Genomic DNA, 19,738 nt, shown 5'->3' with positions numbered 1-19,738 from the left:
TATAAAAATATAACAAAGCCAACACTATACTTAAGGCAGATAAATTGAAAAAGAATATTGTTGCCATCGGTGGCGGTCATGGCCTAGGACGGATCCTATCCTCGCTCTCTTGTTACGGTTCAAAAGTAACAGGTATTGTCGCGACAACCGATAATGGTGGTTCAACGGGTCGTATTAGAGCTTGCCAAGGCGGTATTGCTTGGGGCGATATGCGTAACTGTATTAATCAATTAATTACAGAACCATCAATTGGTTCGATGATTTTTGAATACCGTTTTAAAGGTAATGGTGAGTTAAATGGTCATAATCTAGGTAACTTAATGCTTACGGCATTAGATAACCTCTCGATTCGTCCACTTGATGCCATTAATCTGATCCGAGATATGCTAAATGTTGAAACTCAGATCATTCCAATGTCAGAACACCCATCAGATCTCGCTGCTATTACCTACAGTGGCGAGATCATAAATGGTGAAACCAGTGTTGATGAATTACAAGAAGTGCCTAAACGCCTTTATCTTGAGCCAGCAGTGCCGGCAACAAAAGAAGCTTTAAACGCAATCAATCAAGCTGATTTGATATTACTCGGCCCTGGTAGTTTCTTAACAAGCGTTATGCCTATCTTACTGTTACGTGATTTAGGTATCGCGTTAAAAAACAGTAACGCACAAATCGTGTTTATTACTAACCTTGATAAGGAGCATGGTCCAGCAGGGAAAATGTCACTAGAGACCATGTTACATTGGTGCGAAAGAGCAATGAATGGTCGCAAGATAGACACAATCTTGACCGATAAACTTCATACAGATTTAAACAGTAAATTTAACCTGCAAATTGAAGATCTTGCCTCCAGTAATCATGAGTGGAGGCATGACCGAGATAAGTTAAAGCATGCGGTTGATAAGCTCATTATTTCCTGCTAATTGCTTATATTCAACCACCATACCTTCGACCATTTGTCTAAATTCAGACAAATGGTCAATCATCCAATCATCTTGTCCTTGTTTTACTCGATATTCACATTCTTGTGCCATTAATGCTAAATCGTCAGCGCCAAAACTTGCAGCGCTACTTTTTATTGCATGGCTGATTTCACCAATTTGATCAACGGAAGGATGTGCCGATAATTGCTTTGAATACTGTTCTAATTCATCACTGAAAACATTTAATAGCAATGACACGGTATCCTCACCAACTTCATCAGCAAGGCGTTTAATTGTCTCAGAATTTATCGTTGTTGCCATTTAATCCATCTCCCTAGCACTGGCATTGGTGTCTTGCCAAGATTGCAATTTACGATATATCGTTGATGGACTGACTTCCAATAAGCCTGCAGCTCTTGGAATATTGCCATCGCAAGCATCAATCGCCCATTGTATCGCTCTTTTTTCTACAACCCAGAGCGGCTCTATTTTGTTTTTTTGATGATCATGTGAATAAATAGATTCATCAGCAAGGCTTTCTCTATGTACTTTTTCAGGTATAGCCTTGGGATAAGATGCAATTTCTACGCCGTTAATTGAATTAATAGGTGGCGGAACCATTTCAAGTTTTACTTCATCATCAGTATTTAAAACCACAATATTACGAATTACATTCTGTAATTCACGTACATTACCAGGCCAAGAGTAGGACTCAAATAATCGTAAAACTGGCTCAGAAAAACGACTAAAGCTTTTTCCTTCTTCCAACGACATCAAACCTAATAGTGCATGAGCAATCTCTATGATATCTCCGCCACGTTCTCGTAACGGTGGTAAAGAGATAGGAATAACGTGTAAACGGTAGTAAAGATCTTCTCGAAATCGGCCTTCTTGCACTTCTTCCCAAGGGTTTCGATTAGTTGCACAAACAAAACGGACATCGACACTACTCATTTTTGATGAGCCGACTTTTTGATAGGTTCCTGTTTGAATAAATCGTAGCAATTTACTTTGTAAATCAAGATCCATTTCACACAGTTCATCAAGCATTAACGTGCCATGATGTGCCATTTCAACTGCACCTTGTCGCTCCGTTGAAGCCCCCGTAAAGGCACCTTTTACATGTCCAAACAGCTCACTTTCAATGAGATCTTTAGGGATAGCGGCACAGTTTAGAGCAATAAACGGTTTATCATGACGTGGGCTGGCAGCATGAATTGCTTCTGCACACACTTCTTTACCCGTTCCACTTTCACCAGTGATAAATACCGTCGCTTTACTTGAAGCTGCAGATTCAATAACGCGATATACCGCCTGCATTGGCAAACTGTTACCAATAAATCCTTGGTATTGTGCCCCATCGGATTGCTTAGATTGAGTACTGGTATTCGATTTGCTTTCGGCTTTAAGCGCTTTGTTTACCGTGATTCGTAATCGATCAGCCTCACAAGGTTTAATTAAAAAATCTTGTGCGCCATAACGAATAGCTTCAACTGCTATATCAATAGAACCATGTGCGGTCATTATTACAACAGGAACATTACCGTGCTCTTTTCTTACACGTTCAAGCACTTCCATTCCCGTCATATCAGGTAAACGGAGATCTAATAAAATTAGATCAGGAATAATATCTTGAATAAAGCTCAGTGCTTCCTTCCCTGTACCAACAATGCTTACATTAAGTCCAAGAGGGTTTAAGTAAGATTTGTACAAGGCCGCAACTGACGCTGTATCTTCAACCATTAATACTTGGCGTTGCTGCATTCTGCTCTCCATTGCTCCTCCTAAAACAAGCCCCTTAAACTAATTGTAATCAATAGAAAAAAATATGGGGGATAGATTTCTCTTTTTTCAATTATCTCATATTGATTCGCAAATTAATTCGCAAATTGCGAATATCTGTTTTTATTTGTGCAGTAGAGCAAGCAAATAAGTGCTACCCAAAGACAGGAAACATGCAGGATTGAATAAAAAAATGCGATTTTTAAAAGTTGGCACACTACATGCTTTATATAACGTGACTCTTAAGTTAAGAGTCAACCTAGCCAACTGACGTTGTTTGTGGATTTTTTTCACTAAAACAATGACGCCAACCGAACCTTTTTTATCGGTTGGCTTTTTTTTACCTAAAATTCAAGATTTACAAGAAAAATAGCCAATAACCAATTAACTATTTGCGATAAATTGCTGCCTTAGTTTATGGATCTTATCGCGTGTTTCTGCCGCTTGCTCAAATTCAAGATTTTGTGCAAAGTCGTACATTTGTTTTTCCAATATTTGAATTTGTGATTCGAGCTCTTGTGGAGAAAGCGCTGAATACGTTCCTTTGCTTTCTGCCACTTTGTGAAGATCTGCCGCTTTATTTCGCGACTTACCTCGGGAGCTTGGAGCACCGAGTTCAAGAATGTCACCAATTTTCTTGTTCAACTTTTGAGGTGTAATACCGTGCTCAAGGTTATATTCAATTTGCTTTTCACGACGTCGCTGGGTTTCGTTAATTGCACGCTCCATTGAACCCGTAATACGATCACCATAAAGAATCGCTCTACCCTCTATATTACGAGCAGCTCGACCAATCGTCTGTATTAATGAACGTTCAGATCGTAAGAAACCTTCTTTATCCGCGTCTAGAATCGCAACTAATGACACTTCAGGCATGTCTAACCCTTCACGCAATAAGTTAATGCCGACTAGCACATCAAACTCGCCCAATCGTAAATCGCGAATAATTTCCACCCGCTCTACAGTATCAATATCAGAGTGTAAGTAACGCACCTTCACACCATGCTCTGTAAGGTATTCAGTGAGATCTTCTGCCATACGCTTAGTCAGAGTTGTGACTAATACTCGCTCACCTTTTTTCTCTCTAATATGAATTTCAGAAAGTAAATCATCCACTTGTGTACCAACAGGACGTACTTCAATTTCAGGATCAAGTAATCCCGTTGGGCGTACCACCTGCTCTGCTATATCATTACCCGACTTTTCAATCTCATAATTACCCGGTGTAGCTGACACATAAATCGTTTGAGGCGCTAACGATTCAAATTCTTCAAACTTCATTGGTCGGTTATCAAGTGCAGAAGGAAGACGGAATCCATATTCAACTAAGTTTTCTTTGCGAGAGCGATCACCACGGTACATCGCGCCAATTTGCGACACCGTTACGTGTGATTCATCAATGATTAATAAGCCATCGGCAGGTAAGTAATCAAACAACGTCGGTGGTGGCTCACCCTCAGCACGTCCACTGAGATAACGTGAGTAATTTTCAATACCAGAACAGAAACCTAGCTCATTCATCATCTCAATATCGAATTGTGTACGCTGACTAATTCTCTGCTCTTCTACGAGTTTATTGTTACCTAAAAATTGCTCTTTGCGTAAAACCAGCTCTTTTTTTATTCCTTCAATCGCATCTAAGATTTTCTCTCGTGGCGTCACATAGTGTGTTTTAGGATAAATAGTAGTACGCGGCATATCACGATGCGTGATACTGCCTGTAAGGGGATCAAAGGATGAAATACACTCCACTTCATCATCGAATAGCTCAAGACGAATCGCTTCTTTTTCTGACTCTGCTGGGAAAATATCAATCACCTCCCCACGAACTCGAAAAGTACCGCGCTCAAAAGCCATATCATTACGGGTATATTGCAACTCAGCCAGACGACGTAGAATGTCACGCTGATCAAGAAAATCACCACGCCGAACATGCAACATCATCTTTAAGTAAGAGTCAGGATCACCCAAGCCATAAATCGCAGACACAGAAGCGATAATAATAACATCGCGTCGTTCCATTAATGCTTTGGTTGCTGATAGTCGCATCTGCTCAATATGAGCATTAACGGACGCATCCTTTTCAATGAATGTGTCCGTTGTAGGCACATACGCTTCGGGCTGGTAATAATCATAGTACGATACAAAGTATTCTACGGCGCTATTTGGAAAGAACTCTTTCATCTCACCATATAGCTGTGCTGCCAACGTTTTATTAGGTGCAAGGATCAGAGTCGGTCGATTAGCTTGGGCAATAACATTGGCAACGGTAAACGTTTTACCTGAACCTGTTACGCCAAGTAACGTTTGATGCGCTAGTCCTGAATCTAAACCATCAACCAATTGAGCAATCGCGGTGGGTTGATCACCTGATGGTGAATATTCAGAAGCAAGAGAAAATAAGTCGCTCATAAATTATATATCCAGCAATAAATTACTGTTTACATTGTGGATAGACCATTACTAATGTCAACTACTGGAAATACTTGAGATGAAGAAACTAAATTGCAGATAAAAAAATAGCTTCAATATTAGTTAAATGAACACTGAGAGTTTGAACACCAAACATGACTCACAGAATAAAAGACCACAACTATATACAACAGTCTGTAAATAGCCCCCTTTGGGTCTTAACTAACTAATATTGAAGCAAACAACATTACATTGTAATAAGCAAACTCAACTGATAAGCAAAACGTTAAGCTAAATTTGACGTGTAGAACATTAAGCACCCTTATCTTAATCATAAGTTTAAATGCCTGACTCGAATCCAGGAACTTAATGTGGAATGAATCATAAAGCGAAGGACAGACAAGGTAAAAGTGATGGCGTGAATATAAATGAATGATAAATAACTCAGACTTATATATCGCTCTGAATTTCAGAATATTGATGTTTTCTACCGTAGAAATAAAACACTAACTCATTAATTAATAACAATATTGTATTTAACATTATTAAACTGTGAATTTCACAATGAGCAAAAAAGTTACAAAATATATGATTTTTTTTATGTCTTTTTATGAAATTATTATCCAAATATCAAAATAACGCAGAAAAATGAATCTAGATCAATTGACCAACTATGTTGTAAGACGTATTATGCTCTCCCCTTAAAGAAACATCTAAGCCTCATACCGTTAACCTTTCAAAAACAATCAATCATTAACGTTTACATCCACAGCTTATACCTATTCTATTCAATTTTTTCGCTTACTGAAAATCAACCATTACTAATGTCTGTTTGCTTAGCAATAACACTTATAGATATGAACCTAGTCAATAATAGTATCTGAAATTAGTACCTTTTTACCGTATATCCCTTTCAAAAATAATAAAGCGATAAGTTAGAGCCACCATTATCCAATACGTTTACAATATGAAATCAACATACTTATCCACAGTTTTTGTGGATAACTAAGTTAAACACTCGTCAAAGCTACTATTCTAAAAATCAAGCATTATTTCATATGCATCGAGATGTAAATGCATAAAATGAAGCCAGTTCTTTAACACAATAAAAACCAGCATAACGCTGGCTTTTCTTTTGTCAGATATCATCTGATGTATTAACAGCTATATTCCATCATAAATTGAATATCTTGCCCTTCCTCAAAATAAACAGGCTCAACGCCATACTGGAATAGTTTCAATGGCTTACCATTTGCAGTGTGGTAACTTAACTTTCCGTCTAATAATTGCAGCCATGTACCTTCAGGGATGCCCACAACAGGTTCATGCTTATTTACTTCTAAAAACTCTTGAATACGCTCATCACGGGTTTCTCCCATATGCCCTTCAACCGATGCTTCTAGATAATGCGGGTTAATTTGGAAAGGGACAAAGTTAAGCGAGCTCAATACTGCACTAGTAACAATAGGCATATCGTTAGTAGTTCGAATAGTTGGACAACCAATATTGGTACCTGCGCTCCAACCAATATAAGGAATACCTTTCGCCAATACCGCCTTACGTAGCGGGCCAACCAAACCTAAATCATGAAGTTTTTTATTTAAAACCCAAGTATTACCGCCACTTACAATAATACCTTCAGCTTCTTCAATGGCTTTAACAGGATCGGCTGCTTGATGAATACCTGTTGCAACACAATCAAGATCTAAACGATCAAATGTCGCTTGTACCATCGCCACACGATCATCGTGACTCGATCGAATCACAGCATAAGGAATAACAAGAAAATGTTTAGCGCCAGTTCGCTTAACTTGCTCAACAATTGCATCACCCGCAAATTCCATTACATGGGTGTTACCTGCAATTTTACCGTTACTCAATAATAAAATATCCATCACTTCTATCCTATGTTCATTCAATGATGTCATCATCTCACGCGATGATCACAAGTACCCTTACATAAAACGAGGTTTAAAACAGCTTTACAAGCGAACCAAACATATTTTGCGAAAACTTAACTCACCATCACAAGCTTTATGGCTAAGGCATACAGTCAAATAACAATTAATAAACACAAAACCAAAAATTGATAACTTCTTCATCATATACAGCGCCTGTTTTTTGATCGTACAGCTAAACAAAGACGTAATACCTAAATTAAAAACTAATATTTCATGATCTATGTTTATGAAAAACACAATAATCCCTAAAACCCTACACCTCAGGAGTTGTTATAACGCCAACAAAATCAGATAATGTTTAGATCTCTTTTAATAATAATGAAGCCGGTATGACTGAATACCTCCTATTACTTATTGGTACTGTGTTGGTTAACAACTTTGTACTCGTTAAATTTTTAGGCTTATGTCCATTTATGGGCGTATCTAAAAAATTAGAAACAGCTATTGGAATGGGCTTAGCAACCACTTTTGTGCTAACGCTTGCTTCTGTTTGTGCTTATCTTGTTGAAACTTACATTTTGGATCCATTAGGGATTCAGTATCTACGCACACTAAGCTTTATTCTAGTAATTGCCGTTGTTGTGCAATTCACAGAAATGGTCGTACATAAAACAAGCCCAACGCTTTATCGTTTATTAGGTATTTTCCTACCACTTATCACCACTAACTGTGCTGTGTTAGGTGTCGCCTTATTAAACGTAAATGAGCGTCATAACTTTATTGAATCAGTTATTTATGGTTTTGGTGCCGCAGTGGGTTTCTCACTTGTGCTTGTTTTATTTGCTTCTATGCGTGAGCGCATTGCTGCTGCTGATGTACCTGAACCTTTTAAAGGCGCATCCATTGCGATGATCACCGCAGGGCTGATGTCTCTTGCATTTATGGGCTTTACTGGATTGGTGAAATTGTAATGAGTGGGATCCTTATCGCAGTCATTGCTATCGTTATTCTGGCTGCCATTTTCGGACTAATTCTTGGTTTTGCTTCGGTTAAATTTAAAGTTGAAGCCGATCCTATTGTTGAACAAATCGACAGTATTCTTCCGCAAACCCAATGTGGTCAATGTGGCTATCCTGGCTGTCGCCCTTACGCAGAAGCGATTGCCAATGGCGATGTGATCAATAAGTGTCCTCCTGGCGGTCAAGTTACTATTGAAAAATTAGCTGACTTGATGGGTGTTGATGTTCCTGATTCAACCCAAGGTACAGAAGAAAACATTAAAAAAGTCGCATTTATTCATGAGGATATGTGCATTGGCTGTACTAAATGTATTCAAGCGTGCCCTGTCGATGCCATTGTTGGCGGCACTAAATCTATGCATACGGTTATCAAAGACGAATGTACAGGTTGCGATCTCTGTGTTGCTCCCTGCCCTACTGACTGTATCGAAATGATCCCAGTTAAAGAAACGCCTGATAATTGGAAATGGCAACTAAACCAAATTCCAATCGTAAATATCAGTGATGCACCGAGTACAGAAAAGGTAGAGTCGTAGTTATGCTATCTATCATTGAGCAAATCAAACAAGGTAAGTTGTGGGATTTCCACGGCGGTATTCATCCCGCTGAAAATAAAAAAATCTCAAATCAAGCACCTATCGTTAGTGCTGGTATTCCACAAGAACTCGTTTTACCACTTAAGCAGCATATTGGTTCTAAAGGTGACATTATTGTTGCTGTTGGCGACAAAGTACAAAAAGGTCAAGCTCTGACACAAGGTGACATAGCAATGTGTGTCCCTGTGCATGCTCCTACATCTGGTACAGTAATAGCCATTGAACAACGTACGACTGCTCACCCATCAGGTTTAAGCGATTTATGTATCGTTCTTCACCCAGATCACACCGATACTTGGGGAGAGAAGAAAACCTATGCCGATTATCAAGATCGTGATCCCGCAGAACTGATCGAAACAATCCGTTTAAGCGGTATTGCTGGATTAGGTGGTGCAGGTTTCCCTACCGCAAGAAAACTTCAAGGCGGTTTAGGTAATGTTGATATTTTAATTATCAACGCGGCTGAGTGTGAACCATATATTACTGCCGATGACCGACTCATGCGTGATTATGCTGAAGAAGTGATCGAAGGGGTTCGTATTCTTCGCCATATTATTAGCCCAAAGCTAACAATCATCGGTATTGAAGATAACAAACCTGAAGCGATTAAAGCCCTTGAGCAGCATGTCACCGAAGCAGACAACATTCTGATCCGTGTTGTTCCAACAAAATATCCATCAGGCAGCTCAAAGCAATTAGTTAAAATCTTAACAGGCAGAGAAGTACCAAGTCAGTCACGTTCAACTTCTGTTGGCGTTATCATGCAAAACATAGGTACTGCTTTTGCAATTAAACGCGCCATTATCGACGGTGAACCACTGATTGAGCGTGTTGTTACGCTAACCGGTGAAGCCTTTAAGAAACGTGGTAATGTTTTTGCTATGTTAGGTACGCCGATTGCCTACTTGCTAGATAAGTTTGGCTATAAAGCCGATAAAAAATATCCACGTGTGATCATTGGTGGATCGTTAATGGGATTTACACTCCCACATTCAAATGTGCCGATCACCAAAATAACAAACTGTATTTTGGCACCAAAACGTAAAGAACTCCCATTACATACCTATGAAATGGCATGTATCCGTTGTTCTGCTTGTGCGGATGTTTGTCCATCATCATTGCTTCCACAGCAATTACAGTGGTACGCCAAGGATCAAAATTACGACAAATGCGAAGAATATAATCTAAAAGATTGTATTGAGTGCGGCGCTTGTGCGTATGTCTGTCCAAGTGAGATCCCTCTCGTTCAGTACTATCGCCAAGCAAAAGCTGAGATCTGGGCACGTAGCCAAGATGAAATGAATGCAGAACGAGCTCGTCAACGCTTTGAAGCCAAACAAGCACGCATGGAGCGTGATAAGGCTGAACGTGAAAACCGCTTTAAAAAAGCTGCTGATTCTCGTCGTGATGAAATGGCGAAAACTGGTGGTGATGATGCAGTCGCTGCTGCTATTGCCCGCGTAAAAGCCAAACAAGCAGCAGCCGCTAAAGCAGATACAGCTGAAGTGAAACCTGCTGTTGCAGCTGCGATTGCAAAAGCAAAAGCAAAACAAGCAGCTTCAGCACAAGGTGCAACTTCAGAAAGCCTGCCAGATAACAGTGAAATGGCGAAATTACGTGAAGAGCGTAAACGTCAAGCTCGTGAACGTAAGGCTGAAAAAGAAGCTACAGCAAATAACCAACCCGCTGCTGAAAATGACAGTAAAAAAGATGCTGTAGCAGCCGCCGTGGCTCGCGCTAAAGCAAGAAAAGCCGCGCAACAAACAGAAACACAAGCTGAATCTGCACCTGAAGTTGAAGCTGAAAACGTTGATCCGAAAAAAGCCGCTGTTGCTGCTGCTGTCGCTCGTGCTAAAGCAAGAAAAGCAGCACAACAAACAGAAACACAAGCTGAATCAACACCAGAATCTGTGGTTGAAGCTGAAAACGTTGATCCGAAAAAAGCCGCTGTTGCTGCTGCCGTCGCTCGCGCTAAAGCAAGAAAAGCCGCACAACAAGCAGAGACACAAGCTGAATCAACACCTGAACCTGTAGTTGAAACAGAAGACGTTGATCCGAAAAAAGCTGCTGTTGCTGCTGCCGTCGCTCGCGCTAAAGCAAGAAAAGCCGCACAACAAGCAGAGGCACAAGCTGAATCAGCACCTGTAGTTGAAGCTGAAAACCTAGATCCGAAAAAAGCCGCTGTTGCTGCTGCCGTCGCTCGCGCTAAAGCAAGAAAAGCCGCACAACAAGCAGAGACACAAGCTGAGTCAGCACCTGAACCTGTAGTTGAAGCTGAAAACGTTGATCCGAAAAAAGCCGCTGTTGCTGCTGCTGTTGCCCGTGCTAAAGCAAGAAAAGCCGCACAACAAGCAGAGGCACAAGCTGAATCAGCACCTGAAGTTGAAGCTGAAAACGTTGATCCGAAAAAAGCTGCTGTTGCTGCTGCCGTCGCTCGCGCTAAAGCAAGAAAAGCCGCACAACAAGCAGAGGCACAAGCTGAATCAGCACCTGAAGTTGAAGCTGAAAACGTTGATCCGAAAAAAGCCGCTGTTGCTGCTGCCGTCGCTCGCGCTAAAGCAAGAAAAGCCGCACAACAAGCAGAGGCACAAGCTGAATCAGCACCTGAAGTTGAAGCTGAAAACGTTGATCCGAAAAAAGCTGCTGTTGCTGCTGCCGTCGCTCGCGCTAAAGCAAGAAAAGCGGCACAACAAGCCGCCAAAGAACAACAAAACATTGAGGAAGATTAACCGTGGCGTTTAATATTGCCAGTTCACCCCATGACCATAACCGCCGAAGCACCAGCGCTATTATGCGTACAGTTATATTATGCTCGGTATTTGGCGTTATTGCTCAATGCTACTTCTTTGGTTTCGGTACTCTGATCCAAATTGTATTAGCATCTATTTCTGCAATCATATTTGAAGCTATTATTGTAAAACTGCGTAAACGTCCAGTTGTACCTTATTTAAGAGATAACACAGCCCTGCTTACTGGCGTATTAATTGGTTTATCAATCCCACCATTAGCACCTTGGTGGTTAACTGTTATTGGTGTGTTCTTTGCGATAGTCATTGCAAAACACCTTTATGGTGGTATGGGACAAAACCTATTTAACCCCGCGATGATTGCTTATGTCGTACTGCTAATTTCATTCCCAGTACAGATGACAACCTGGTTACCACCAGCATCATTGAGTGCACAACCAGCCAACTTTATGGATAGTATTTATGCAATCTTTACTGGCTTTACTCAAGATGGATTTAGTGTTCCACAACTGAAAATGTCAGTTGACGGTTACACGATGGCAACACCGCTAGATACTCTAAAAACATCGTTACACACAGGCTTTACAACAGCTGAAACAATGGCAAAACCTGTTTACGGTGCGATTGCTGGTATTGGCTGGGAATGGATTAACATGGGCTTCCTTGTTGGTGGTTTAATCTTATTAAAGCTTCGTGTTATTCAATGGTATATCCCTGTTGCTATGCTAACGTCACTATTTGTGATCAGTAGCCTTGTTTACATTGTGCACCCTGATACAACCGGCTCTCCATTGTTCCACCTATTCTCAGGTGCAACCATGTTAGGTGCTTTCTTCATTGCCACCGATCCAGTAACAGCATCAACAACGGTAAAAGGCCGTTTAATTTTTGGTGGCTTTATCGGTGTCATGATTTATCTGATCCGCACATGGGGTGGATTCCCAGATGGCGTTGCCTTTGCCGTTTTACTTGGTAACTTATGTGTACCACTTATTGATTACTACACTCGTCCTCGTACTTACGGGCACTAATTAAGAGAGCAGCCATGTTTAATGCAATGAAAAAAAACGGTGCTATTCTTGCAATTTTTGCGTGTTTAGCGACAGCACTAGTAGCCCTGACGAACTACCTAACAGAAGATCGTATAGCAGAGCAGCAGCGCCTACAGTTACTGGACACTCTAAACCAAGTGATTCCCGTAGCAAACCACGATAACTTACTCTACAAAAGTTGTACTTTAGTTAGAGATCATAAGCGTTTAGGTACATTAGCGCAGATGCCAGCTTATATTGCTAAAAAAGATAATAAGCCAGTTGGTGTAGCTATTGAAGGTATCGCCCCTGACGGTTATAGCGGCGCAATTAAAATTATTGTTGGTTTAGACATGAAAGGCGTGATCACTGGCGTTCGTGTATTACAACAAAACGAAACACCAGGATTGGGTGATAAAATTGAAACCACTGTAAGTAACTGGATTTACAGCTTTAATGGTAAGCGTGTAAACGGTGATAACGATCCATCATTTAAAGTGCGTAAAGATGGTGGTGAATTTGATCAATTCACAGGTGCGACTATAACACCACGAGCAGTTGTCAAAGCAGTGAAAAACATTTCGTTATACTGGGATCAAAACCAGGATAAAATCATCAACCAACCACTTGACTGTGCAGGTGAATGATATGACAACTAATAAAGAATTGATGGCAAATGGCTTATGGCTAAATAACCCGACCATTGTTCAGCTTCTCGGCCTATGTCCTTTACTTGCCGTTTCATCAACGGTGACAAATGCTTTAGGTTTGGGGCTTGCGACGACTTTAGTACTGATAGGCTCAAACTTAATAGTATCTTTAATTCGTCATTGGGTACCCTCAGAGATCCGTATCCCAGTATTTGTAATGATCATTGCCTCGCTCGTAACCTGCGTACAGTTATTGATGAATGCATTTACTTTTGGTTTATACAAGTCATTAGGGATCTTCATCGCCTTGATTGTAACCAACTGTATTATTATTGGTCGCGCTGAAGCCTTTGCCTCTAAAAATGCACCATTACCAGCAGTACTCGATGGTTTATGGATGGGGTTAGGCATGACATCTGCGCTATTCATCCTTGGTGCAATGCGAGAATTATTGAGCAAAGGAACCTTGTTTGATGGTGCTGATCGCCTACTAGGAAGCTGGGCATCAGTTTTACGAATCCAAGTATTCCATTTTGATTCAGGGTTCTTGCTTGCAATGTTACCACCGGGTGCCTTTCTAGGTGTCGGTTTGATGATTGCGGCCAAAAATGTGATTGATAAACGCCGTCAACAAAAACAGCCGAAAGAAGAATCAAAGCCAACGGTTGAACGTGCTCGCGTCACTAGCGTAGACTAAGGCTCAAACCCAATAAGTATCATGCTTATTGGGTTTCTTTTTATTACATATCGCGACAAAATAATGGAATAGTAAAATGCTTAATTGCAACGACAGATGCTCACTCTGTCACTCCCTACTTATATTGCAATAAGCCTTATTTGGAATAGAAAATGAATAATCAAAAACGCGTCCAAATTCTTGAACGTTTACGCGCTGAAAACCCACACCCGGAAACAGAGCTTCATTGGAGCACACCTTTCGAGTTATTGATTGCGGTGTTACTCTCAGCCCAAGCCACCGATGTCAGCGTAAATAAAGCAACCGATAAACTTTATCCTGTTGCAAATACCCCTCAAGCTATTTACGACTTAGGTGTTGACGGCGTTAAAGAATATATAAAAACCATTGGGTTATTTAATTCTAAAGCAGAAAATGTCATTAAAACCTGCCGTATTCTCTTAGATAAACATAATGGCGAGATCCCTGAAAACCGAGAAGCATTAGAAGCACTACCAGGGGTTGGTCGAAAGACAGCAAATGTTGTTTTAAATACGGCATTTGGATGGCCGACAATTGCAGTGGATACTCATATATTCCGAGTTTGTAATAGAACTAAATTTGCAATGGGGAAAAATGTTGACCAAGTTGAAGAAAAGCTTTTAAAAGTCGTACCAAAAGAATTTAAAGTCGATGTTCACCATTGGTTAATTTTACACGGACGCTATACCTGCATTGCAAGAAAACCACGCTGTGGCAGTTGCTTAATCGAGGATCTTTGTGAGTACAAAGATAAAGTAGAAATCTAATTAGATTATATTTGACGCAGTAAAAAAGGAGCTTAATCGCTCCTTTTTCGTCTCTACTATCAGCCATTAAAGTGGTTCACAATTTACTTTAAAGCCGTATGCTTTACGCTTTTCTGCCATTTGTTTTGCGCCTTCACCCAACTTGGCAAACATCTCATTACGTTCTTCTACTGAGGGTTTATCTGTACTTGCATCAATCGCTTGCTGCAATTCCACTCGCGCTTTATCTACATCATCCATCAAATAACTATTCTGTGCTAAAGCAATATAAGCTAGGCTACGACCTAATGGTGTTGCAGTATGGCCTAAGGCTTCTAACTCTGCAGTTGCACCAGATTCACAGGCTTCTAGCTTACCAATAGCTTTTGCGACAGGTGCTAAATCAGCACTCACCACTTCTTTTAATACTTTTTTTGTCGTCTCATTCGCTGCTTTTTCAGTTAATGTACTCACACTGAAAATACCCACACCTACCGCAACTAATACAACAACAGCTATTAAAACAACTTTATTCATAACGAAAATCCTTATCTAAACAATGTAAATCATAACCAAAAACCATAAATTCTTTGTTAACTAATCATCAAATTCATAATTTCAAAGCTAAAAATTCATTAATATCCATACAAAACAGCGGTTGATAATGATAATAATTATCATTAATATCTAGTTAACGTTTTTTACTAGGTATAATTTATGAAACATTTATTCCCACAACTACCCTATGACTTTAATGCATTAGAACCTTATCTTGATGCAAAAACTGTTGAGATCCACTATAGCAAACACCATAGAGGTTATTTTGATAAGTTTATCGCTGCAATTGAAAATACAGATCTTACTGACCAGACCATTGAGACCATTTTAAGCAATATATCTCAATATCCAGCTGCGGTTCGTAATAATGGCGGTGGTTTCTATAATCACAATCTCTATTGGCAATGTATGTCACCCGAAGGCGTTCGCCATCCATCAGGTTTGCTTGCAGAAGCAATTAATGCCCATTTTGAAAGTTTTGCTAAGTTCAAAGAGACATTTTCAACATTAGCTGCCAATCATTTTGGTGCCGGATTTATTTGGCTCTCTGTCGTAGATGGACGCCTTGAGATCTCGGCAACGCCGAATCAAGACAACCCGTTAATGGATACGGTAACAGTACAAGGTACTCCAATTCTTGCGCTTGATGTATGGGAACATGCTTACTACTTGAGTTACCAAAACGTCCGTCCCGATTACATTGATGCATGGTGGCACTTAGTCGACTGGGAACAAGTTGAGATAAACTACCTTAGCGCGTTACAGGCTTTCTAACCGCAAAGCAATACCACTTACAAAGGATAATGACATGGATATTTCAGAGTGGGAAAGACACACCTTAATGGCTGATGATGCTAAGACTAACAATAACCCTTTGATGTCTATTGTTCATTATCAACTCGCCTTATCTATTGCTCAGGAAATCAAGGCAGATTCAACTGACACCGAACAACTAACAGATCTCTTAACGATGAAAGTCGTTTCTTGCCATAACCTTGCTAATTTTTGGCGACAACATGGCGATCCAGACTACGAGCTAAAATATTTACAACTTGCCTCTGAACAAGTTATTGCATTGATCCCACAGTGCAAACAAACGCAATGCCACAGCTATATAAATTCTTTGGGGTGTTGCCAATCTGCATTAATTGGTTTTTTGAAACGACACCCAAACCCTGCTATTGCTAATCAAGTAAAAGCCATTAACAACTATTCAAGTTGTGAGCTAATTGCTTCCTTTAAACTGCATTAATAAAAATAAGGCTCGTTATATCATTCGATAATAACGAGCCTCATCCCACCCACTTTCCATTACTGATTAATAAATCGGACTTTGTCCTAATGAAATCACAACTCGACGATTTAAATTTCGTCCCATAGGGGTTGAGTTATCAGCAATAGGACGCCGCTTACCGTATGCTTCCACTTGAACACGCTCGGCAGGTAACCCTAATGATTGAAAATATTGACGTAGTTTTTCCGCTCGTCGTTCTGACATCTCTTGGCTTTCCGTAGTACCAGCAATAGAGTCATTAAACGCTGCAACTAAAACCAAATCAATATCGTCAGAATAGCGAACAAAGTCGGCAATTTGAGCAAGACGTTGTTGTGATATTTTATTTAATGTGTCGCTATTTTCACTATAGTGGAGGACAGAAAATGCGATATCTTCAAATCCATAAGGTAATAACTTACTCAGACATTGGCTAAATGATTGATAACCTTTTTGAAACGCAACGGCAGATAATCCAACCTCTAATGAGCGATTTTGTCGCTGCCAATCTTGATACATAAATGTAGGATTTCGCCCATCTTCTAATTCAGCAAGCATATTCCACACCGTTTTCCCTTGAATATAGCCATCAAACTGCTTAAAAAATTTAAGCCTTGTCATGGTATTTGCTGAATCACCAGGCATCCAACGAGCAGGCATAGAAGTTAGACGGACGTTTCGTGTTTCTCCCATCGGACGATACATTTTTAATTCAAAGGCAACAGATTGTTTTTTGCTGGAACGTGCTACGAACTCACCGTCACCGTAACCCGGTATATGATGTGACAAACGACACTCTAGCGGCGTATCAACAATAACATTCCACTGTGACTGATTAGGTGATGCGATATATTGCTTCCCCGCCCAACTTGGCAATGAAGACAATAAAATCAATATATACAATGACCTAGGCCATTTTTTAAAAATAAGAAATGTCATTATCCAAATGTCTTAATCTAACTTCTCGAAATATAAAGGCTGACTTTTAATTGATACAAATTAATCCTCTCTTTATATCGACCATAACATCCTTTGCTTTAACGATTCAGAACCCGTTTCACATTAAGCAAAAAGAGACAGGCCATTTTTGTTTATACATCAGATCAAATTGGTATCAAGGAATGGATCTGACATAATAGCCCATTCCTTTATTTTGACAGCAGTGTTATGAGCCAAGATAACGAATTCAACACATTAAAAAGTCGCTTTCGCGGCTACTTTCCCGTCGTCATTGATGTAGAAACCGCGGGATTTAACGCTAAAACAGATGCATTACTTGAAATCTGTGCCGTTACATTACAAATGGATGAAGATGGATGGCTAAAGCCAGCAACAACAATCCACTTCCATGTATCTCCTTTTGAAGGCGCGATTTTACACAAAGAAGCTTTGGACTTTAATGGGATCCGTGACCCTTTTAGTCCATTACGTGGTGCGGTATCTGAAGAGCACGCTTTAAAAGAAATCTATAAGCAGATCCGTAAAGAACAAAAAGCTTCTGATTGTTCTCGTGCCATAATGGTTGCACACAATGCAACGTTTGATCACAGCTTTGTTATGGCGGCATCTGAACGTGCAAAATTAAAGCGTAACCCTTTCCACCCATTTGCAACTTTTGATACAGCCGCATTAAGTGGACTTGCATTTGGTCAAACGGTATTAGCGAAAGCATGTCAAACGGCAAATATCCCATTTGACAATCGTGAAGCACATTCAGCGCTTTATGATACAGAGCGTACCGCTGAGCTATTTTGTGAAATAGTTAACAAATGGAAAAAGTTAGGTGGCTGGCCTTTAATGGCACCTCAAACAGAAGAAATAGAAAGCAAATAAATTCACCGCCCATCTAAACTACAACGATCCCCTCTAAGCTCATATTTTTATGAGCTTTTTTTTTATCTTTTTTTTATTTATAGATTTTTAAATTAAACGTTTTAAACGCTTGATATAAAAACATGTTAAATACATGAAATTTGCATTAATTTTTACGTTACATTTAATTAACATTAATGAAATCCAGTCTTATACTGACTCTTGTACTTAATCTTTGTTTTTCCTTTCAGGGACGAATAAGAAGCTAAATAACAACACATAGAGAGGCAGTATAATGTCCGTAAAAAAACGTTATCTCACCATTGCCGTAACCACTGCATTACTTTCAACGCAGGCATACTCGGCTGGTTTCCAAGTTTCAGAACAATCTGCAACGGGTTTAGGGCGTGCATTTGCAGGTGAAGCAGCTATTGCTGATAACCCTGGTGTTCTCGCACGCAACCCTGCAAGCATGACAAAGTTCGATAAAATGGCTATTTCTGCACAAGGAAGTCTTGTTTTACCTAATATTGATGTCACTGCACATGATGCACCAACTGGTGAACAAACAGCCGAAGATGTCGCGCCTCTGGCATTTGTTCCTTCAACTTACTTTGTTCAGCCGATTAATGATCGTTTGTCTTGGGGTATGTCTTTATTCTCTAATTACGGGGTTACAACCGATTACCCTGATGATTTTTATGACGGAACATCAGCAGGTAAAACCTCACTTCTTACCGTAAATTTAAACCCAAGTGTCGCCTATAAACTCAATGACCAATGGAGCATCGGTGTTGGCGTTAGTGCTGTTTATGCACAAGCTGAACTGTACCGCCACTATGGTAAGAACGCACTACCGTTTTATCCTACAATAAAGCCCAGCGACAAAACTATTAATATGGAAGGGGAAACATGGGCATTTGGCTGGAATATAGGCACGCTATTTGAAATTGATGAGAATAACCGTTTTGGCTTAGCTTACCGCTCACAAGTTGATCTCGATTTTGACGGTGACTTCACTGATTACTCAGGCCAAGTTCTCGGTGCCAATCGCCGTGGTTCAACCATTGATGCAAAACTTGCAGCACCACTTCCTGCTACCGCTGAGTTTTCAGGCTTTCACCAACTCAATAATCAATTAGCAGTACACTACAGTATTTTTTGGACTCAATGGAGTAAATTTACTGAGCTAAAGGCCACCAGCAGTGAATGTAACTTTGGGGGGCAATTACCCGGGGTCTGCTTATTGAAAGAAGAAAAATATGACGATGCATTCCGCTGGGCTATTGGTAGTACATACAATCTTAATCCACAAGTCACCCTACGTGCCGGCTTTGCTTACGATGAGCAAGGCGGTAAAGCAACATTAAGTATTCCAGATACTGACCGCTTCTGGTACTCCGCAGGAGCAAGCTATAAATACAACGAACAATTAAGTTTTGATCTAGGTGTTAGTTATGTCTACGGCAAAGACGGCACATTTACTGAAGCAGGTGATAGCTTCACCGCAACCAGCGATGCTTTCATCGGTGCCGCACAAGTTAATTACATTTTTTAACCCAAGACTGAA

Annotated in this window: 18 protein-coding genes; 12 read left to right on the top strand and 6 right to left on the bottom strand. The window is 40.2% G+C overall.

Annotated features, from left to right (window positions below; genetic code table 11):
• The first annotated feature begins 26 nt into the window (after window positions 1-26).
• On the top strand, window positions 27-923 hold the full coding sequence (gene yvcK, locus BTO08_RS02860) for a uridine diphosphate-N-acetylglucosamine-binding protein YvcK (protein WP_105059818.1): 897 nt from the start codon (window positions 27-29) through the stop codon (window positions 921-923).
• Here yvcK and BTO08_RS02855 read toward each other — a convergent pair.
• The 4 genes from BTO08_RS02855 to pepE all read right to left on the bottom strand — a co-directional run bounded on the left by BTO08_RS02855 (window position 885) and on the right by pepE (window position 7,012).
• A complete protein-coding gene (locus BTO08_RS02855; RefSeq protein WP_005368832.1) occupies window positions 885-1,244 on the bottom strand; it encodes an Hpt domain-containing protein in 360 nt (119 codons plus the stop codon). The genes yvcK and BTO08_RS02855 overlap by 39 nt on opposite strands.
• Window positions 1,245-2,687: a quorum-sensing sigma-54 dependent transcriptional regulator LuxO gene (luxO, locus tag BTO08_RS02850; protein ID WP_105059817.1), complete on the bottom strand. Its 1,443-nt coding sequence runs from the start codon at window positions 2,685-2,687 to the stop codon at window positions 1,245-1,247.
• A gap of 402 nt (window positions 2,688-3,089) precedes the next feature.
• The gene (gene uvrB, locus BTO08_RS02845) at window positions 3,090-5,117 is read right to left on the bottom strand and encodes an excinuclease ABC subunit UvrB (protein ID WP_105059816.1); all 2,028 of its coding nucleotides are present in this window, start codon (window positions 5,115-5,117) and stop codon (window positions 3,090-3,092) included.
• Between the two features lie 1,157 nt (window positions 5,118-6,274).
• A complete protein-coding gene (gene pepE / locus BTO08_RS02840; RefSeq protein ID WP_105059815.1) occupies window positions 6,275-7,012 on the bottom strand; it encodes a dipeptidase PepE in 738 nt (245 codons plus the stop codon).
• Between the two features lie 395 nt (window positions 7,013-7,407).
• Between pepE and rsxA the strand changes: the two genes are divergently transcribed.
• The 7 genes from rsxA to nth all read left to right on the top strand — a co-directional run bounded on the left by rsxA (window position 7,408) and on the right by nth (window position 14,546).
• Entirely contained in the window at window positions 7,408-7,989 is a 582-nt protein-coding gene (gene rsxA / locus BTO08_RS02835; protein WP_045083337.1) for an electron transport complex subunit RsxA, read from the top strand.
• Window positions 7,989-8,573, top strand: coding sequence for an electron transport complex subunit RsxB (rsxB, locus tag BTO08_RS02830; protein ID WP_105059814.1), 585 nt, complete (start codon window positions 7,989-7,991; stop codon window positions 8,571-8,573). Before rsxA ends, rsxB begins: the two co-directional genes overlap by 1 nt.
• 2 nt (window positions 8,574-8,575) lie before the next feature.
• Window positions 8,576-11,362: an electron transport complex subunit RsxC gene (rsxC, locus tag BTO08_RS02825; protein ID WP_105059813.1), complete on the top strand. Its 2,787-nt coding sequence runs from the start codon at window positions 8,576-8,578 to the stop codon at window positions 11,360-11,362.
• A gap of 2 nt (window positions 11,363-11,364) precedes the next feature.
• A complete protein-coding gene (rsxD, locus tag BTO08_RS02820; RefSeq protein ID WP_105059812.1) occupies window positions 11,365-12,411 on the top strand; it encodes an electron transport complex subunit RsxD in 1,047 nt (348 codons plus the stop codon).
• 14 nt (window positions 12,412-12,425) lie between these two features.
• Window positions 12,426-13,058, top strand: a complete 633-nt coding sequence (gene rsxG / locus BTO08_RS02815) for an electron transport complex subunit RsxG (protein WP_105059811.1) — start codon at window positions 12,426-12,428, stop codon at window positions 13,056-13,058.
• A gap of 1 nt (window position 13,059) precedes the next feature.
• Window positions 13,060-13,758, top strand: coding sequence for an electron transport complex subunit E (locus BTO08_RS02810; protein WP_105059810.1), 699 nt, complete (start codon window positions 13,060-13,062; stop codon window positions 13,756-13,758).
• 152 nt (window positions 13,759-13,910) lie between these two features.
• A complete protein-coding gene (nth, locus tag BTO08_RS02805) occupies window positions 13,911-14,546 on the top strand; it encodes an endonuclease III (RefSeq protein ID WP_105059809.1) in 636 nt (211 codons plus the stop codon).
• 66 nt (window positions 14,547-14,612) lie between these two features.
• Here the strand turns inward: nth and BTO08_RS02800 are convergent, their stop codons facing one another.
• A complete protein-coding gene (locus BTO08_RS02800; RefSeq protein WP_105059808.1) occupies window positions 14,613-15,062 on the bottom strand; it encodes a hypothetical protein in 450 nt (149 codons plus the stop codon).
• A gap of 180 nt (window positions 15,063-15,242) precedes the next feature.
• Between BTO08_RS02800 and BTO08_RS02795 the strand changes: the two genes are divergently transcribed.
• Together BTO08_RS02795 and BTO08_RS02790 are read left to right on the top strand one after the other, a co-directional pair.
• A complete protein-coding gene (locus BTO08_RS02795; RefSeq protein ID WP_105059807.1) occupies window positions 15,243-15,857 on the top strand; it encodes a superoxide dismutase in 615 nt (204 codons plus the stop codon).
• Between the two features lie 34 nt (window positions 15,858-15,891).
• A complete protein-coding gene (locus tag BTO08_RS02790; RefSeq protein WP_105059806.1) occupies window positions 15,892-16,335 on the top strand; it encodes a DUF2753 family protein in 444 nt (147 codons plus the stop codon).
• 66 nt (window positions 16,336-16,401) lie between these two features.
• Here BTO08_RS02790 and motY read toward each other — a convergent pair whose 3' ends face one another.
• Entirely contained in the window at window positions 16,402-17,295 is an 894-nt protein-coding gene (gene motY, locus BTO08_RS02785; RefSeq protein ID WP_105059805.1) for a flagellar protein MotY, read from the bottom strand.
• Window positions 17,296-17,523: 228 nt separating this feature from the next.
• On the opposite strand from motY, the gene rnt reads away from it, so the two are divergent.
• Together rnt and BTO08_RS02775 are read left to right on the top strand one after the other, a co-directional pair.
• Window positions 17,524-18,189, top strand: coding sequence for a ribonuclease T (gene rnt / locus BTO08_RS02780; RefSeq protein WP_105059804.1), 666 nt, complete (start codon window positions 17,524-17,526; stop codon window positions 18,187-18,189).
• A 274-nt stretch (window positions 18,190-18,463) separates the two neighbouring features.
• Complete coding sequence (locus tag BTO08_RS02775) at window positions 18,464-19,726, top strand: outer membrane protein transport protein (RefSeq protein WP_105059803.1); 1,263 nt, start codon at window positions 18,464-18,466, stop codon at window positions 19,724-19,726.
• Window positions 19,727-19,738: the final 12 nt, after the last annotated feature.

It is taken from the genome of Photobacterium angustum (assembly GCF_002954615.1).
Lineage (GTDB): Bacteria > Pseudomonadota > Gammaproteobacteria > Enterobacterales > Vibrionaceae > Photobacterium > Photobacterium angustum_A.
Note: the sequence above shows the minus strand (reverse complement) of the source record. Positions and strands in the feature narration are given on the sequence as shown.

Coding starts and splice junctions, on each gene's coding strand:
- BTO08_RS02855 (WP_005368832.1), bottom strand. CDS start 1,244: ATGGCAACAACGATAAATTCTGAGACAATTAAACGCCTTGCTGATGAA.
- luxO (WP_105059817.1), bottom strand. CDS start 2,687: ATGCAGCAACGCCAAGTATTAATGGTTGAAGATACAGCGTCAGTTGCG.
- uvrB (WP_105059816.1), bottom strand. CDS start 5,117: ATGAGCGACTTATTTTCTCTTGCTTCTGAATATTCACCATCAGGTGAT.
- pepE (WP_105059815.1), bottom strand. CDS start 7,012: ATGGATATTTTATTATTGAGTAACGGTAAAATTGCAGGTAACACCCAT.
- rsxA (WP_045083337.1), top strand. CDS start 7,408: ATGACTGAATACCTCCTATTACTTATTGGTACTGTGTTGGTTAACAAC.
- rsxB (WP_105059814.1), top strand. CDS start 7,989: ATGAGTGGGATCCTTATCGCAGTCATTGCTATCGTTATTCTGGCTGCC.
- rsxC (WP_105059813.1), top strand. CDS start 8,576: ATGCTATCTATCATTGAGCAAATCAAACAAGGTAAGTTGTGGGATTTC.
- rsxG (WP_105059811.1), top strand. CDS start 12,426: ATGTTTAATGCAATGAAAAAAAACGGTGCTATTCTTGCAATTTTTGCG.
- BTO08_RS02810 (WP_105059810.1), top strand. CDS start 13,060: ATGACAACTAATAAAGAATTGATGGCAAATGGCTTATGGCTAAATAAC.
- nth (WP_105059809.1), top strand. CDS start 13,911: ATGAATAATCAAAAACGCGTCCAAATTCTTGAACGTTTACGCGCTGAA.
- BTO08_RS02800 (WP_105059808.1), bottom strand. CDS start 15,062: ATGAATAAAGTTGTTTTAATAGCTGTTGTTGTATTAGTTGCGGTAGGT.
- BTO08_RS02795 (WP_105059807.1), top strand. CDS start 15,243: ATGAAACATTTATTCCCACAACTACCCTATGACTTTAATGCATTAGAA.
- BTO08_RS02790 (WP_105059806.1), top strand. CDS start 15,892: ATGGATATTTCAGAGTGGGAAAGACACACCTTAATGGCTGATGATGCT.
- motY (WP_105059805.1), bottom strand. CDS start 17,295: ATGACATTTCTTATTTTTAAAAAATGGCCTAGGTCATTGTATATATTG.
- rnt (WP_105059804.1), top strand. CDS start 17,524: ATGAGCCAAGATAACGAATTCAACACATTAAAAAGTCGCTTTCGCGGC.
- BTO08_RS02775 (WP_105059803.1), top strand. CDS start 18,464: ATGTCCGTAAAAAAACGTTATCTCACCATTGCCGTAACCACTGCATTA.